This is a genomic window from Stutzerimonas stutzeri (genome assembly GCF_024448935.1).
Taxonomy (GTDB): domain Bacteria; phylum Pseudomonadota; class Gammaproteobacteria; order Pseudomonadales; family Pseudomonadaceae; genus Stutzerimonas; species Stutzerimonas stutzeri_AO.
In genome coordinates this window covers 1-16,430 of the sequence record NZ_JAMOIE010000054.1, presented here as the reverse complement: position 1 = coordinate 16,430, position 16,430 = coordinate 1, and the positions used below count along the sequence as shown (strand labels likewise).

Below are 16,430 nucleotides of genomic sequence, written 5' to 3'. Positions count from 1 at the left end.
TCCGGCGTAGTACGTGCCCGGCGCTACGTAGCTTCGCCAGAGTGCGAAATACGTGGATGCAGCCCAACAACGACATGGTTTATGACATAGAGCCAACGGCCGTCCGCCTGCCTGCTCACCAACTCGGCGGAACTGCCCGACGCAACAACAGCGCCAGTCAGTTCCCAGTTCGCGCGCGGCAACGCAAGATCGCGGCCGGCTTTCGAGCTGCGCCCCCGTGCCGCCTTCGCCATCACGGCCATGTGGCTTCAATCCCTCGCGCCTTGGCGCTCTGGAACTGTACGACTACTGTCTGGTATCTATCGCATTCCACATAATTGTGCGGCTACAACTACAGCTCACGTGCTCTCTGCATATTGGCGAGAGCAAAGGCTGAAAATGCACATAACGCGCTTGCAATCAAAGCCCAGTGCGCTCCTTGCTCAGCGCTAAGGCTTAGAGAGCCTGCGGCAATAACCCCACCAGCCATTTGGCCCAGCAACCTGAGTGTGGCTAGAACACCGTTAGATCGACCACTTTCCTGTACAGGACTGTAGCTCAGTATCAATTTGAGGTTTGGTGTTTGAAATATGCCAAAACCTGTTCCAGCTACAGCCGCACATAAGCATGCAAGCCAGACCGCCCCCCCCTGCGCCTGAAATGGCTAAAAGAGCTATCCCGACAAACATAAAAAATAACCCGCCAACAAGCAAATGAACGGAATTCCACTTGTCAGAGGCTCGTCCAGAAAAATATGCGGCAATCCCGGAAAATAATGCCCAGAACACCAGCGCAGTCACAGTTTTTGGCAAGTTTTCGGCGTAGGCAAGCGAAAAAAAGAAAGGCAGAGAAATTAGTGCTGAACCTTGCGCCATATACCCAAGTGTCGTGATAAAAATTGCAGTAAGAAACTTCCCTTTACTATAAGGATGAGGCAGGAATTTTCTAAAGGACTTCGAGTTGAACAGTATGATGGTTAGTCCGATGGCGAACGAGGCACCGCCAGCAATGAATCTGGCATTACCATAACCACTCAATCCCAACGCCGCGAGTGAAAAGGCGATTAGAAACAGTCCCGCCACAACGATAAAAAAATCCAGCCAAGGAATTGCGACTGAATCTTTACGATGGTCGTTTGGTAAAAAAGCGGCGGTCATAATAAAAACAACTGTGCCAATCATAAAATTCAAAAAGAATATGAGTGACCAAGATCCATAAGATAGAATTATCGATGAAATCAAAGGCCCCGCACAAAAAGATAAGGCCACCACCAATGCACTAAATCCGATCGCCTTTCCAAATTGATGTGCAGGATATATGCTTCTTATGATTGCTATATTGACTGCAGTCATGGCACTCCCACCTAATCCCTGGATTGCTCTAATTAAAACAAGATGATCGAAAGATGTGGCGATCGAGCAAGCAAGTGATGAGGCCGCGAATAAAATAGATCCGAGTATGTAAATGACTTTGTAGCCAATCGCATCGCCTAGTGCAGAAAAAACCAGCAATGAAGCAACCATCGAAATTTGATAAGCGTTGACTATAAATATAGAATCCGCAGCGGCAACATTTAATTGAAAAGCAATTCTCGGCAGTGCAACATTCACCATCGAGACATCAAGAATGGCGGCTGCAACTCCAAGAAGAATTGCTGACATTGCAACGACTCTCTCATCCACACAACTCATAGAGTTCACGGCCTGCTCAGTATTATTTAAGTCTCAGCATAAGGCTGGCACAGAAGGCTTCAATCAGATGGCCACTCCATATACTGATCTAAGCGTTCTAATGATTCCGTCAACTGGATTAGGCCCTGCGGCTAAGTGAGCGTTCCACCCAAGACTCTTTGCCGTGTTAATATTGGCAAGTGAGTCATCAAAAAAAATTACTTCTTCCGCTGCTGATCGAATTGAACGTTCCACGTCTTTGAAGGCGTCTTGACTGGGCTTCTTTTTCTTCATCAGGAAAGATACGAAAGCATCCTCGTACTGAAAGGCATATTTTTTTATATGATTCCAATGCGCTTCGTTAGTATTGGAAAACAAAACCACCTCAACTTCCAGATCGGCCAGTTTTGACAACAACTCGACAGCGCCAGGAAAGGGGCCTTTCAGCCGTTTTTCTATAAACCACTGTTCGATAGGAATGGCTCCGTCCGGGTGTTTGCTAATGGCTTTAAGGTTTTTGAAGAAGGCTTCCGTGCCGATATTGCCGATGCTATAGTCATCAAGAAGGATTCGCACCTGCAAGATGTCCTGTGGTTCAAGCCAGGAATCAATAGTTGGCCCTAATTCTACCAACACGTTGCCGACATCAAAGCAAATCACATAATTCCCAGCTTTGGCTTGCATAATCAAGAATGCTCTTCTTTCGAGAAGGTTTTCCAGGCGCCTGTTTTGCCAGCGTGGGCATCCAGAATCCTGACTCGGGTGTTGTTTTTCATAGGAGAAGGAAGATCGTCTACGGGAAAGAACTCAGCGGCAGCGATCTCCGAATCGGGTTGCCAATCCTCCCGTGCAACAATTCTGCACGAAAAATATATGACGATATCCGATTTGAAAGGCGCCGAATATAATCCTACCAGTCTTTCGATAACGACCTTGTATCCGGTTTCCTCAAGGACTTCCCTGGTCACACCATCTTCAGGCGACTCTCCATCTTCAAGCCTGCCCCCAGGTACAGTCCATCCATAAGGCGGGTAGTTCCTTTGCACGCAAAGAACTTCTCCCTTGTCATTTAAAATGTTCGCAAAAACGCCAATCGTCGCCATCGTTATAAATCTCCGTTATCTTCAGAACTAAGCTTGCTAGCGCCCGCGTTCCACTCTCCTTGCGGGCGGTCGCCCTGGACATATGCTGGATTTCCATATGCAAGCGTTCCAGGAGGGATATTTCGCGTAACCACCGACCCCGCGCCAATAAAAGCATTTGTCCCTACGGTCACATTGCCCAGCAAAGTCGTTCCGCTTCCAATTCTGGCCCCAGAGAGTATCTTGGGGGCGCGCAATATCTCGCCGACACGCCAGCGCATCTCGTTATCATTTACGGTGACAACCCTTGCGCCAATTTGCACATTGTCACCAATTGAGCAGTTTCCGGTGATGTGGGTCAATGCCGAAATTCTGACATTTTCTCCAACCGTGGAATCACGCTCCAAACAGACAAAATGTGAGATCACGCTATTCGCGCCGATCTTTACCCGCGCGCGAATTACGGCATTGTGTCCGATGATGGAGTTTTCCCCAATGCTGACACCAGAGCACAACAAAGCCCCCGATCTTATTCGGGCACCTCGTCTCACTACAATCGGGCCACTGTTCACGCCATCATCCTCGTTTGGAATAAACCTTACGTCGGATGATATGAGCGCACCTTCTTCCACTTGCAGTAAGCCATGTTGGACTGCCTGCTCATAACTTAGTATTTCCGCTACCATAGTTGACGCTCCCGTGCTGGTGAAGAAGTGTTAAATTCACGTCCTAAGGACAAAGAATATAGTTCTTCGCCCAGGATTCCTCTTGCGACCTGTCCTCGAAGAACGTCGGTAGTGCCATCTGCAATCCTTAGTCCCAGAAGGTCTCGTAACGATTTTTCGAGCTGTGCTTCCGCCGAGTAGCCGTATGCACCGTGCACGAGCATGCTCCACTGGACTGCTGCAATTGATGCTTCTACACCTTCTGCTTTAGCCATGGCCGCGTCGACGTAGCTGTATTGCTTGAGGTCTATGCGCTGCGCTGCGCTTTGCACCAATAGCCACACCATATGCAGCCGAGATGCGTGTTTTGCAAACTCCTGCTGCAGATGCGTGAATCTACCTATTTGCCCAGAAAAGGCTTCCCGGGTTCGCATTCGGTTCTTAGCCTTGTCTAATGCTTTTTCGGCTGAACCTATTGCCGCGGCAGCCATTGCACAGCGCCAGAATGAGAAATGAGTGGAAAAAATCGAAAAACCTTGTCCTTCACCACCAATTCGATTTTTTGCTGGCACCCATACCTTCTCTAGATCAAGCTGCCCCCAGGATATGCCGCGAAGTCCCATTGCTTCAATATCGGCTATTTGAATCGCTGGATTAGATTTTTCGACCATGAAGACGGTCAGCCCCTGTTCGGCGCCGACTATATTTGCAAATACTATTAGAGTATCCGACTGCCTTAGACGAGCCACATATTTCTTTTGCCCATTTATTTCGTATCCACCGTCCAGACGTTTTGCAGTGGTCTTTATGGCATGTAGATCAGAGCCGCCATCTTCTTCAGTTATGCATATTGCGGCAAAACTTCTTGCGCTTGCTATTTCGCCAAGCTGAGAGCTGAATTGATTTTGCTTTTTTGAGGCTAAAAAAACTCGCCCATGTCCGAGGCCTGGGACATCTCGGAGGTCAAGACTGATACTTCCGAAGAATTTAAAGATACTCATAAGGGCACGAGCACTTAGTACAGCTTGCTCACCTGGTCTACTATTTTTGTAGTCCAAGGACGCCAAGCCGGGAATCATCCTCCGCCAAGTCAAAGGATCATGCAACTCTTCTTTATCGCTCAACTCTTCTAGAGTCGAGAGAATTCTGTCGCCCATTTTTTCGCAAAAAATTTGAGGAAGACGTATGCCCATGATCTTACCGTTGGCTAGATGGTTGGATTTCAGTCTGAAACTCTGCGGCACTTCGGATGCTGGGTAGCACCATCAAGTCACAGCAAAGAAAAGTCCCCCTCCAATCTAATGGAGTTTTTGGAAAGCACCATTGCTTTATTGGCATTGATTATTGCTTATTTGGCCTTAATTAAAGTTGCTTCTTCACGCCATATCTCATTCCGTAATTTATAATTTACTTTTTATTATTAAAAAGAAGGACATGCTCTTCGTTGTGAGGGGTTCTGGATGTCGCGTTTCGTAGCCGATGTGATGCGCTACTGCACTTTTTTGTGCGCGCTGCGGCACGAGAACCGTCATGCGTTCGGATTGCACCCCTGCCTATCCCCCATGTGTGGCCTAGCGCTCTTCGAACGCCGCCGGATCGGCTAGGCTGGCGCCCCGCCGCAAAGGCGGGGCTTGGCCGTACGTACAGGCTTGCTACGGCGGGTGGCGCACACGCGTGCCGTCCTCGACGCTAGTGGTTCGTGCCTCGCGTCACGAAGCCCAGTTCATGAACAGAACGCGCGGCATCTCCATGAAGCTTCTACTCCAGGGGGCAAATTCTTTTCGCTTCCAGGTTGTCCATTGCGTGTCGACCGCACGCGGTGACCAGCCCATACCTGTGCGGATCACAACAAGGACGCACTGGCGCGACCTTGTTCAACCCGAAAGGAGAAATCGCAATGGCTAACATCGGCACCTTCACCGCGGATAAAGACGGCTTCACCGGCACGCTTCGCACCCTGACCCTCAACGTCAAGGACAAGCTGGTTCCCAACGACAAGGGCGACACCGAGAACGCCCCCGACTTCCGCCTTCAGGCGGCTGGACACGACATCGGCGCGGGGTGGCGGAAAGTCAGCGAAGCCGGGCGGCCCTACGTGTCCGTGTCCCTCGACGATCCTTCGTTCCCGGCAACGGTCTATGCCCGCTTGATCGAAGGCGAGGACGGCACGCACGACCTGATCTGGTCGCGCAGCAAGCCCAAGGCGGGCTGACGGCCACCGCGCCCCGCCCGTTGTGGCGGGGCGCGGTGGTGGCCGTTCAGTCCGGCATCTTGCTGTACGGCGACAGGTGCTCGACCAGCGTGTCGATGGTGATGCGCAAACGCGCAGTCATGCGCGAGGTCTTCGGCCACAGCACATGGATCGGCAGCGGTGCTGGCTGCATATCGGGCAGGACAGCGATAAGCCGCCCTGTCCGAAGGTCATCTTCGATGAACCAACCGGGTAGCTGCGCCAGTCCGAAACCCGCCAGGGCAGATTCTTTCACCGCCTCCAGATCACTCAACCGCAAGCGCGCTCGCGGTGGCAGGCGCCCTGTCTGGCCGCGGAGTTGCCAGGCTTCTTCAGTGCCGTCACGCAGGCGTGCGATGCAATCGTGATCGTGCAACTCGTCCACCGTGGAGGGTGCGCCGCGCCGGACGACGTAGTCCGGCGCGGCGCACACCCACAACGACTGTTCGCCCAAGCGGCGGGCGACATGCAACGCGCTGTCTTGCAACGGGCCGATACGCACGGCCAGATCGACGTTCTCCTCGACCAGATCGACCGTGCGACTGGAAAAGACCACGTCCAGGCCGAGGGCGGCGTGGCGCTCGGCTAATCGGGTGAGCACCGGCAGGACGCGCACGCGCCCGTATAAGGTCGGCAGCGCGATGCGCACCCGCCCTGTAGGCGTCAGCAAGCGCTCGGCCAACAGGAATTCGGCCTGGTCCAATTCGGCCAGAGCACGCAGGCAGTTCTCGTGGAAAGCCAACCCTTCGTCGGTGAGCGTCATGCGCCGTGTCGTGCGCTGGAACAGGCGCACGCCTAAACGCTGCTCCAGTCGTGCCACCGCCTTGCCGACACTGGAAGGCGACAGGCCCATCTGGCGTGAGGCGACGCTGAAACTTCCGTGCTCCACGGCCCGGACGAAAGCGAGGATGCCTTGAAAGCGATCGGATGAATGCATAGGAGATTCGATAGTAAAAGTATCTTCCATTTATAAAAAACATATCAATTTGATCGAATTATTCCTTATTACCATACCTGGATTCCGCGCGGACCGAGTGGCTGCGCCTTTGCGGAGGTCCGTCCCCATGCATCGTTCGACACGCCAGCAGCGTTGGCTGGCGATGGCTGGCATTGCCATCGCCAGCTTTCTGGGCTGCATCGACTTCACCATCGTCAATACCGCCATCCCTGCGATGCAGTCGGCCTTCCAGGCCAGCATCGAGCAGGTGCAGTGGGTCGTCACGGCCTTCGTGATGGCCTTGTCCAGTTGCACGATCGCCGTGGGGCAACTGGCCGATCGTCACGGCCACCGCCGCGCCATGCTCGCCAGCATGGCGGTGTTCGGCGTGGCTTCGCTGGGGGCCGGGCTGGCTGCAGGGCTACCCATGCTGGTGGCGTGGCGTGCTGTTCAGGGCATGGCCTGCGCGGGGCTCTATACGGCATCGGCCGCCCTGGTCGCAGCGATGTTTTCCGAGCAGGAGCGCGGCAAGGCGCTCGGATTGCTATTCAGCATCAACGGCCTGGGCCTGGCGATCGGACCGGTTTTCGGTGGTTTGCTGGTGGAAGTGCTGGGATGGCGTTGGATTTTTCTCGTCAACGTGCCACTGATCGCAGCAAGCTTCGTACTGTGCGCCGGACGGCTGGCGGTGCAGCCAGCCGCCCCGGCGCAGGAGCGGTTCGATTGGCTCGGTGGCATCCTGCTGTTGGCGGTGCTGCCCTGCGGGATTGCAGCGTTGATTCACGGTCCGGACTGGGGCTGGTCCTCTCCTGCGACGCTGGGGCTGCTGACCGTAGCGGCGTTGCTGGGCTATGTACTGAGCAGGGTCGAACGACGCGCGGCGGCGCCACTGTTGCGGCTGGGGTTTTTCGTGCGACCGGGTTTTGCCATCGCCGCGTGCGCGACGGCGGTGCTGGCGTTCTTCTACTGCGTGGCGTTTTTCCTGATGCCCCTGTACCTGGGCCAATTGCGTGGGCAGGACAGCGCGGCGACCGGCTGGCTGCTGTTGCCCACCACGCTGGTCATGGCACTGATCTCCCCGTTGGCCGGCCGCGGCTGCGACCGGCTGGGCGCGGTGCCGGTGATGATGGCCGGGTTCTCGGCGCTATTGGTTTCGGCGCTGATGCAGTCGGCCTTCACTGCGGCCACCGGCTGGCCGTGGGTATTGACCGCGTTCGCTTGCATGGGCATCGGCTGGGGCTGTGTGCTGGGCCCGTCGATGACTGCTGCGATGGCGGCCCTGCCGGAAAGCCTGGCCGGTACCGCACTGGGCATGGCGACGACGGTGCACAACGTGGGCGGGGCCGTGGGCTTGGCGATCGCGACGGTACTGTTTCGCTTCGCTGTGGCGCGTGGTAACGGATTCGTCGCGGGTTACCAGGCGGTCATGTGGCTGCTGGCCGCCCTGTGTCTGGCGGTGTTGGCCGGGTTGGCAATGAGGCGGCAAGCTTTGCACGCCGCTGCGCGTGGCCGAGCATAGCAAGCCGGCAGCAGCCCAGCCCGGAGATGTTGTGGACTACCGGCCTTGCGGGTCGGGCCGATGATGGACGTACTCGACAACGGTGCCATCCGGGTGAACCGCGTTGAATGCTGCGCCTGTGGGAACAACTTGCAAAGGAAAAATGATCTTTGCCCCGGCAGCCACCAGTTTGTCGTAGTAAGGCTGCACATCATCGACCAGGAGCGTGCCCGTGGTCGAAGTGAAAGGCGCCAATGCTTCGGACGTTCCCTCGATCAGCAGGAACGCGCCGACCATCGCCAAGCGCAAACCCGCTTCAGGGAAGGGAAAACCACCATCGGCTGTCACGCCTTGCAGCTCTTCATAGAAACGCACGCTGCGCTCAAGCTCCCCCGGCCCGACGAACACCCGGAGCAGCACGCGCGGTACGCGCTGTTGCGAGGTGTCGTTGCGGTCGCGCCAGAGGTGGTCGAAGTCGCGAGGTTCGGTCATGTCATTCACCAAAAACGATTGCATCCAGTTCCTTCTGGATTTGTAGCAGAAGCTGCTGGACCTTGCGCCTGTCCTCGCCCGCACAGGCCCTTCCTGGCGCGGTATGCGCTGCGGCGGCATGTGCATGACCGTATCGGTCTGAATCCGCATTCGTGCATGTACGGCCATGAACGAAGCCGGATTCGTCTTTTTACGTTTTTACGGATTCGCACAATAGAGATTTCACGGTTTTGGGACAAAGCGTGATGACGCCCATGCGCTTTCGTGGATCAGCGCACATGTGTATGCGTGCATCCCGGGTTTTGCACGTTTGCGGTCGGTGCGGCACGCCACCCTGCTTGCCACCCCCTGTCTGCCGTGGCTTCACCTGCTCAGGAGGCATACCCCCATGACCCATCCCCTCATCAGCGACGCGCAGCGCGCCGAGCTGCTCGCCAATGGTCGAGCCCAGGCGGCTGGCCAGGACCTCGACCCATTGCCGGTGGTACGGTTGTTCACTCCGGATGCGCATGTGACTTGGCTGCTGGCCTGGCTAGACCCTGCGGACGGCGATACTGCCGGCGGCTTGATCGACCTGGGGCTGGGCATGCCGGAATTGGGCACCGTGCGGATTTCTGCTCTGGCCTCCATCGTTGGGCCGCTCAAGCAGCCCGTGCTGCGCGATCTGTACTTCCAGGCGGCGCGGCCACTGTCCGAGTATCTTCGCCTGGCTCAGGAGAATGGATCGATCATCGATTGACACGAGGTCCGGCCGGTTGCATCCGGCCTTTACAGTCCGGCCAGGGCCGGAGCATTAAGACCGTTTCGGTCTCACTCAAGACCTGCACGGTCTGAATCCGGAATCTTGCACCGGGGCGGTGCGCGCCAGGCCGAAGCGGCCATGATGCTCCGCGCCGCTTGCGGCACGGTATCCGGTGCCGCGCACCATTTCCCGGTGGCGCAGCCGTCGCATTCGGACTATTTGCGCAACGCATCGGACTCAATCGGTCTTGATACGGCCAGTGTACCCAGGCGCCTATGACGCTTGGGCGACGATGCAGTAGCTCCTGCATTTCCATGCCCATGGCGACGTTCCTGCGATCAGACAGGAGGTCGCTCCATGGAACAGACTCGCGCCCGCCATTGGCATCCCACCGCTGCCTATCTCTATATCCTGCACCTCGACGGCCCCGCGCTGGCTTGGGAGTACCTGCGCCGCCATCCCGATTACCGGCTCGACTGGCGACGCCGCCGCCGGCCGGATGCGGCCCGGCGTTGGGGCCTACGTCTGCTGGAAGACCCGGCCCTGGATGCACGGGACGCGCACCCGGACTGGTGTCCTGATCCGGCCGCTTCAGTACAACTGCACCCAGACCTCGACATGCCCGGCAACGGTTTGCGGTTCGACTTGTGGGCGCTGCCCGGACACAAGCAGTTGAGCCATGATGGCCGGCGCCTACGGCTGGCCGTGGATCTGCCAGGTCGGCAAGTGCGCCTGGCACTGGCTCCGGGCCTGGCCGATGGCATGGCCTACGCCTACGGCGCGCGGGCCGCCGCCAGCAGCGAGGCTGAGGCTGCACGCGCACGCCATCGTGCCTTGGCGCTCGGTGTGGCCTTGTTGGACGGACGTAGCCCGCCGGCCTTCACTCAGGCCGGAGAGCGGCCCGCGCCAATGGCCCTGCAGGAGCTGCACTGCCTGCAGGCGCTCGACGGCACCCTGGCGGGCGCGTCCCTGCGCGAGGTGGCCGAAGTGCTGTTCGGCACCGATGCCATTTCCGCCGGCTGGCACGCCGATGGTGGCTTGCGCGCCCGCACGCGCCGCCTGGTGCAGCGCGGCGATGCGCTGATGCGTGGCGGCTACCGCCGCCTACTACAAAACGAATCCCTTGAACAGGGCCGTTTTGCCAAAAGCCAGAACGGCCCTGAACAAGCGGCCGGCCTTTTCTGAGACTGCCTCCATCCGGTCGCGCTGGTGTGGCCGGAGACATCGACCGATGGAGGTATCTGTCATGAGACCCGCTCCGTTGCGGCCCCAGGCCGCTTCCGCTGCTCCGCAGCAACCCGCCCAGCCCCCGCGCTACCTGACCAACGACGAAGCCGCCGACTACCTGCGCCTGTCGCCACGCACGCTAGAGAAACAGCGCGTGATCGGCGGCGGACCGAAGTTCCGCAAGTTCGGCCGCCGCGTCATGTACGCCGTGGCCGACCTTGATGCCTGGGCCGCCGACCGCAGCTACGAGACGACCTCCGACCCCGAATATGCCGAGCACCACTCGGCCGACAGCCGTGCGCGCTGATCGGCGGCTCGCCGGTGGCCATCGCCATGTCCAGCCCATCGCTGCCATCAGGGCAGCGACCGCCGCAGCGCGAACAGCTCGATCTGTTCCGCGCTCTGCCGGGCGACATGGTGCCGCGCGACGCTCAGGACCTGATGGCCTATCCGTTCTTCTCGCTGGCGAAGTCGCGGCGCACGGCACCGATCGACTTCCAGGCGGGCAGCGTGAGGATTCGAGTGGAAGGCACGCAGGAGCACGGCATCGCCACGATATGGGACGCCGACATCCTGATCTGGGCCGCCAGCCAGATCGTGGAAGCCAAGGATGCGGGCTTGCCCACATCCCGGCTGATGCACGTCACGCCCTACGAGATCCTGCGCTTCATCGGGCGCGGCAAATCGTTGCGCGATTACCAGCGCCTCAAGGCCGCCCTCGACCGGCTGCAATCGACCTCGGTGGCCACGTCCATTCGCGAAACGACGGGAAGGCGGCTGCACCGCTTCTCGTGGATCAACGAGTGGAAGGAATTGGCCGACGCCAGCGGCACGCCGCTGGGCATCGAACTGATCCTGCCGGACTGGTTCTACGCCGGCGTGCTCGATGCCGCCCTGGTGCTGACCATCGATCCGGCGTATTTCCGGCTGACCGGCGGCATCGAGCGGTGGCTGTACCGCCTGGTGCGCAAGCACGGCGGCAAGCAGGAACACGGCTGGCAGTTCGACTTCCAGTACCTGTACCGCAAGTCGGGCAGCATGGCGCGGTTCTACGACTTCGCGGCCGACTTGCGCGGTCTGGTCGCGCGGCAGGCGCTGCCTGGCTACGTCCTGGGTATCGAGCGGATATCCAGCGACAAGGTCGATCTGTTGACCTTCCGGCCCGTGCCGTTCGCGGCACGGGGATAACTCCGGGAAAGCCTGTGAACAGTGTCGTGCTATCAGGCAACAGAACTATCGTGCTATCAGGCAACGGATTGTCGTGCTATCAGGCACAAAAATCGGCCGAAAACCCAATAACGGCAAGGAGTTGCGCGCCCTCTAACATTACTAACCTAAATTCTCTAACTTTTGTTAAGGCTGCGCCGTTTCGGTGGACAACTGCCGAAAGGCAAAAAGCACCGCAGCCTCGAAGGCAAAAGCAGTCCGGCCATCCACAGTGGAGGGCCGCGCCATGATCGTCGCCTTGCTCAACCAGAAAGGCGGCGTGGGCAAGACCACGCTCGCCACTCACATCGCGGGCGAACTGGCGCTGCGCGGTCAGTCGGTCATCCTGCTGGACGCCGACCCGCAGGGGTCATCGCTGGACTGGACGCAGCGCAGAAGCCAACAGGGCTTGCCCAGGCTGTTCAGCGCCGTGGGCCTTGCCCGCGAAACCCTGCACCAGGAAGCGCCAGAACTCGCCAGACGGGCCGATCACATCGTCATTGATGGCCCACCCAGGATCGCCGCCTTGGCGCGCTCCGCCTTGCTGGCGGCCGAGCGCGTGCTGATTCCCGTGCAGCCCAGCCCCTATGACCTGTGGGCCAGTGCCGAGATGGTGGCGCTGATCCGTGAAGCGCAGGTGTTCCGGCCTGCGCTGCGGGCGGCCTTCGTCATCAACCGGCGCGTCAGCACTACCATCATCGGCAGGGAAGCACGGCAATCGCTGGCAGAGCAGCCACTGCCGGCGCTGCGCGCCGAGGTGCGCCAGCGCATCGTATTCGCCGACAGCGTGGCTGCTGGCCGGCTCGCACGCGAGACGGCGCCCGACAGTGCCGCCGCGCGCGAAATCACCGCCCTGGTGGACGAACTGCTGCGGTGGCCGACATGACCGCGAAGCCGCCACCGAACAGCAAACGCACGGCCAAGCGTGTCGGCATCGGCGCACGCCCGCCCGCGAATCCGCACGCCGAGGCATGGATTCGCCAGGGCGACGGCGACGCCTTGCAGAAAGCCGACCTCTACACCGCGCGTCTGACGCTCGACGTGACACCCGTACTACGCGCTCGCATCAAGATCGCCGCCTTCGGTCAAGGTGTGACCGTGGCCGAACTGCTGCGCGGTCTGCTGGAACGGGAGTTTCCCGACAAGCGCCCGGAGAACCTGCCATGAGCACATCCGCTTTGCCTGCTGCGCACGCGGCCACGGCTATCGCATCGACAGCGCGAGCGGCTTCGCTTTTCGCACTCGCCGGCCAGGCCGACAACGTGCCGCTGACCCGCGTGTCGCTCGCCTACATCGACCGCCGTTTCAACCTCTACCTGCGCTTCGGTAAACCGGCGCGCACGTTCCAACTCGACCGCTGGCGGCGCTGCGCCATGTTCCTGCCCGCATCGGTGTTCTGCCATGTGCATTGGCAGGCCAACGACTACGGCACCACGCGCTGGCAGCTCATGGTGATGCAAGCTTGCACACCGCTGGACGCAGCGCAGCGTATCCCTGGCGTGCGGCCGGGGGCGCGCCTGCTGCTGCACGTCGAAGGCGAGCGGAAAGTGCGCGCCGTGCTGGAGTGCATCGACGCCATTGAGGCACTGGGCATTGCCACCATCGACGTGTCGCCCGCGTACTGGCGCACGCTGGGCAACCGTCTGGCGGCGCACCTGGCGCTGCCCGAGTACAGCACCGAGCGACATGTCGCGTGGCTGGCCGGGAGGGCGCTGCAATGACAGATGCCACTACGCCCGGAACCCCGCCGGAACCTCGCTCCCGCCTGCGCGTTCGCATCGTGCTGGCCGTCCTGTCCGCCTGCGGCCTCGCTGCGCTGGCCTGGGCATCCTTCGTGCGGCCTGCGGCGCACGTCGTCTACAACCCGTCGGACAGCGTGCCGGTCGGCTGGTATCGCATCGAGCGGGCCGGCTCCTCGCCACGGCCGTTGTCCGTGGGCAGCATCGTGCTGACCCGGCTTCCGGAAGACGTGGCCACACTTGCTGCGCAACGCGGTTACCTGCCTTCGCACATCCCGTTGCTCAAGCGTGTGGGCGCGGTCGCGCCGCAACACGTTTGCATCGTCGCCGGTCAGGTACGCATCGACGGCGTGCCGGTAGCCGCCGTGCTGCCTGCTGATCGCCTGGGCCGTCCACTGCCATCCTGGCCGCATTGCCGCTCGCTGGCCGAGGGCGAACTGTTCCTGTTGAGCACGACCAACCCGGCGTCGTTCGACAGCCGCTACTTCGGGCCGGTCAATGCGTCCGACGTGATCGGCATCGCGCAGCCGCTCTACCTGGAGAAGCAGCCATGATCGTGCATGACTTGCAGTCTTGCTGGCGCGTGGGCCTTCGTCCTTTCTGTGTCACGTCCGGCGCGCTGCCGCTTGCCGCCGACGTGCCATCAGGCGTGCCGATGCGCATGCGTTCGCGGTGTCGCCATGCATGCAGTGCGAGCGCATCCGCGCTGCACTTCGCACGGCATCCACTGCTGCACGGCAACGTGCATTCCCCTGTGCAGACCGCTTGCCCCGAGCGCGCCGTGCCTGTGGTCTGGCGGGCGTTCGCCGGCTGGCTGGCTGCGCCCCGCGCAACGCCGCCCGGGCATCGCATCCCCGTGCCGTCAGGCCGGGGAAAGATGCAGGGCAAGACAAAAGGACGCGGCACCGGGCCGCGTCGAAAGCCAGTCTGCACGTGGGGGTGGTGCGGCACGCAGCGGCTTTGCCGCCGTGCCGCTTGGGGCGCGAGGGTCGCGCCAATGCAGGCATGTCCGCGTGCTTTGCACGACAGGACACGCCGTAGCTTGCGAGGAGCGCAGCCATGACCGACCGCCGCGACGACGATTTCCGCGTGCGCCCCAGAGCCCCGAAGAACCGGGGCAAGGGCCAAGGCCAGAGCTTCGTTTCCAAGGTGCTCAAGCAGGCGGGCAAGGCCAGCGGCGGCAAGTCCTCGATGCGTCATTCCGCAGCCGGCGGCGGCGCACGCGCCGGCCAGCGGCCTGGTTCACGCCTGGGGCGCGGCCACACGGCGGCGCGTTTCGCGGGCGCGAAGCTGACGCCCATGTCGCGGCGCGTGACCATCAAGACGCTGCTGGTCAATCACCAGCGTGCCAGCCCGCAATCGCTCGCCAAGCACCTGCGCTACATCGAGCGCGACGGCGCGGGCCGCGACGGCGAACCGGGCCGGGCCTACGGGCCGCAGACCGACGAAGCCGACCTTGACGCCTTCAAGGAGCGGGCCGCCGACGACCGGCACCATTTCCGCTTCATCGTCTCGCCCGAGGACGGCGCCGAACTGGACGACCTTCGCACCTACACCCGGCATCTGGTGGACCGCATGGAAGCCGACCTGGGCACGCGGCTGGATTGGGTGGCGGTCGATCACTGGAACACCGATAACCCGCACACTCACCTGATCGTGCGCGGGCGTGACGACACGGGCAAAGACCTCATCATCGCGGGCGACTACATCGCCCACGGCTTCCGCCATCGCGCCGCAGGGCTGGCGACGGAATGGCTCGGGCCACGCACCGAGCTGGAGATCCAGCAGACCTTGCAGCGCGAGGTGGCGCAAGAGCGATGGACGAGCCTGGATCGCACCCTGCAACGCGAGGCCGGCGAGGACGGCCGAGTGCAGATCGGACGCTTCAACGAACCGCGGCTGCAACGCCTGCGCCTACTGTTGATCGGTCGCCTGCAACGCTTGCAGCGCATGGGCCTCGCCGACGAGATGCAGCCGGGCACCTGGGCCGTCCATGCCGACGCGGAAAAGACTCTGCGCGCGCTGGGCGAGCGTGGCGACATCATCCGCACCATACAGCGGGCCATGCGCGGCGAGCCGCGCGAGCTGGCGGTGTTCGAGCCGAGCGACGACGGCCGAACCATCATCGGCCGCGTGGCCGCGAAGGGGCTGGCCGACGAGCTGCGCGACCGGGGCTATCTGGTCATCGACGGCGTGGACGGCAAGGCCCACTACGTCGCGCTGAACGCCCGCGACGAGCTGGCGAACTATCCGATCGGCGCCGTGGTGGAGGTACGCGGTTCCGCCGAGGTGCGGGCGGCCGACAAGAACATCGCCGCGCTGGCGAGCGACGGCCTGTACCGCACCGATCACCACCTGGCGATCGAGCAAGGCCGAGCCAAGGCTGGCCGTGATCCGCAGGAGGTTGTCGCAGCCCATGTTCGCCGGCTGGAAGCCCTGCGCCGGGCCGGCATCGTGGAGCGCGTGGCCGATGGTCTATGGAAGGTGCCGGACGACCTGGCCGAGCGTGGCCGCCAGTACGACGCGCAGCGCCTGGGCGGCGTGGCCGTGGAGCTGAAATCGCACCTGCCGATCGAGCGGCAGGCGCGGGTGATCGGCGCGACCTGGCTGGATCAGCAGTTGATCGGCGGCGGCAAGGGGCTGGGCGACCTGGGCTTTGGTGGCGAGGTCAAGAACACACTGCAACAGCGCGCCGACTTCCTGGCCGAACAGGGGCTAGCTGAGCGGCGCGGGCAGCGCGTGATCCTCGCCCGGAACCTGCTGGGGACGCTGCGCAATCGGGAACTGACGCAGGCCGCGAAAGACATTGCCAACGAAACGAGTCTGGAGCATCGGCCTGTGGCCAATGGCCAGCGCGTGGCTGGCATCTACCGGCGCTCGGTCATGCTCGCCAGCGGGCGCTACGCGATGCTCGATGACGGCATGGGATTCAGCCTGGTGCCGTGGCGGCCGGTGATCGAACA

General features: G+C 60.8%; 18 protein-coding genes. 11 read left to right on the top strand and 7 right to left on the bottom strand.

Annotated features, from left to right (window positions below):
* Positions 1-503: 503 nt before the first annotated feature.
* The 5 genes from NA637_RS15640 to NA637_RS15620 form a co-directional block, all read right to left on the bottom strand.
* Positions 504-1,640: an MFS transporter gene (locus NA637_RS15640; protein WP_256073275.1), complete on the bottom strand. Its 1,137-nt coding sequence runs from the start codon at positions 1,638-1,640 to the stop codon at positions 504-506.
* Between the two features lie 93 nt (positions 1,641-1,733).
* Positions 1,734-2,333 (bottom strand): HAD family hydrolase, encoded by a 600-nt coding sequence (locus NA637_RS15635; protein ID WP_256073285.1) that lies wholly within the window; start codon positions 2,331-2,333, stop codon positions 1,734-1,736.
* Positions 2,334-2,335: 2 nt separating this feature from the next.
* Positions 2,336-2,752, bottom strand: a complete 417-nt coding sequence (locus NA637_RS15630) for an NUDIX hydrolase (protein WP_104098242.1) — start codon at positions 2,750-2,752, stop codon at positions 2,336-2,338.
* 2 nt (positions 2,753-2,754) lie between these two features.
* Entirely contained in the window at positions 2,755-3,417 is a 663-nt protein-coding gene (locus NA637_RS15625) for an acyltransferase (RefSeq protein WP_104098243.1), read from the bottom strand.
* Positions 3,411-4,589 (bottom strand): acyl-CoA dehydrogenase family protein, encoded by a 1,179-nt coding sequence (locus NA637_RS15620; RefSeq protein WP_104098244.1) that lies wholly within the window; start codon positions 4,587-4,589, stop codon positions 3,411-3,413. Before NA637_RS15620 ends, NA637_RS15625 begins: the two co-directional genes overlap by 7 nt.
* A gap of 704 nt (positions 4,590-5,293) precedes the next feature.
* Between NA637_RS15620 and NA637_RS15615 the strand changes: the two genes are divergently transcribed.
* Positions 5,294-5,608, top strand: a complete 315-nt coding sequence (locus tag NA637_RS15615) for a DUF736 domain-containing protein (protein WP_256073274.1) — start codon at positions 5,294-5,296, stop codon at positions 5,606-5,608.
* A gap of 46 nt (positions 5,609-5,654) precedes the next feature.
* Here NA637_RS15615 and NA637_RS15610 read toward each other — a convergent pair whose 3' ends face one another.
* The gene (locus NA637_RS15610) at positions 5,655-6,563 is read right to left on the bottom strand and encodes a LysR family transcriptional regulator (protein ID WP_256073273.1); all 909 of its coding nucleotides are present in this window, start codon (positions 6,561-6,563) and stop codon (positions 5,655-5,657) included.
* Positions 6,564-6,690: 127 nt separating this feature from the next.
* On the opposite strand from NA637_RS15610, the gene NA637_RS15605 reads away from it, so the two are divergent.
* Positions 6,691-8,082, top strand: a complete 1,392-nt coding sequence (locus NA637_RS15605) for an MFS transporter (protein WP_256073272.1) — start codon at positions 6,691-6,693, stop codon at positions 8,080-8,082.
* 36 nt (positions 8,083-8,118) lie between these two features.
* Here NA637_RS15605 and NA637_RS15600 read toward each other — a convergent pair whose 3' ends face one another.
* On the bottom strand, positions 8,119-8,553 hold the full coding sequence (locus NA637_RS15600) for a VOC family protein (protein WP_256073271.1): 435 nt from the start codon (positions 8,551-8,553) through the stop codon (positions 8,119-8,121).
* Between the two features lie 388 nt (positions 8,554-8,941).
* On the opposite strand from NA637_RS15600, the gene NA637_RS15595 reads away from it, so the two are divergent.
* The 9 genes from NA637_RS15595 to NA637_RS15555 all read left to right on the top strand — a co-directional run.
* Positions 8,942-9,292 carry a DUF2958 domain-containing protein gene (locus NA637_RS15595; RefSeq protein WP_256073270.1) on the top strand — a complete coding sequence of 117 codons (351 nt, stop codon included), beginning with the start codon at positions 8,942-8,944 and terminating at the stop codon, positions 9,290-9,292.
* 360 nt (positions 9,293-9,652) lie between these two features.
* Positions 9,653-10,480, top strand: coding sequence for a DUF2285 domain-containing protein (locus NA637_RS15590; RefSeq protein ID WP_256073269.1), 828 nt, complete (start codon positions 9,653-9,655; stop codon positions 10,478-10,480).
* Between the two features lie 61 nt (positions 10,481-10,541).
* On the top strand, positions 10,542-10,829 hold the full coding sequence (locus tag NA637_RS15585; protein WP_063930756.1) for a helix-turn-helix domain-containing protein: 288 nt from the start codon (positions 10,542-10,544) through the stop codon (positions 10,827-10,829).
* Between the two features lie 26 nt (positions 10,830-10,855).
* Positions 10,856-11,710 (top strand): replication initiator protein A, encoded by an 855-nt coding sequence (locus NA637_RS15580; RefSeq protein WP_256073284.1) that lies wholly within the window; start codon positions 10,856-10,858, stop codon positions 11,708-11,710.
* A 265-nt stretch (positions 11,711-11,975) separates the two neighbouring features.
* Complete coding sequence (parA, locus tag NA637_RS15575) at positions 11,976-12,614, top strand: ParA family partition ATPase (RefSeq protein ID WP_256073268.1); 639 nt, start codon at positions 11,976-11,978, stop codon at positions 12,612-12,614.
* A complete protein-coding gene (locus NA637_RS15570; RefSeq protein ID WP_256073267.1) occupies positions 12,611-12,895 on the top strand; it encodes a chromosome partitioning protein ParB in 285 nt (94 codons plus the stop codon). Before parA ends, NA637_RS15570 begins: the two co-directional genes overlap by 4 nt.
* Positions 12,892-13,449, top strand: a complete 558-nt coding sequence (locus NA637_RS15565; protein ID WP_256073266.1) for a DUF2840 domain-containing protein — start codon at positions 12,892-12,894, stop codon at positions 13,447-13,449. Before NA637_RS15570 ends, NA637_RS15565 begins: the two co-directional genes overlap by 4 nt.
* Positions 13,446-14,021, top strand: coding sequence for a S26 family signal peptidase (locus tag NA637_RS15560; RefSeq protein WP_256073265.1), 576 nt, complete (start codon positions 13,446-13,448; stop codon positions 14,019-14,021). The genes NA637_RS15565 and NA637_RS15560 overlap by 4 nt, the downstream gene beginning before the upstream one ends.
* Positions 14,022-14,526: 505 nt before the next feature.
* A partial coding sequence (locus NA637_RS15555) for a relaxase/mobilization nuclease domain-containing protein (RefSeq protein WP_256073264.1) occupies positions 14,527-16,430 on the top strand: 1,904 nt, incomplete at its 3' end.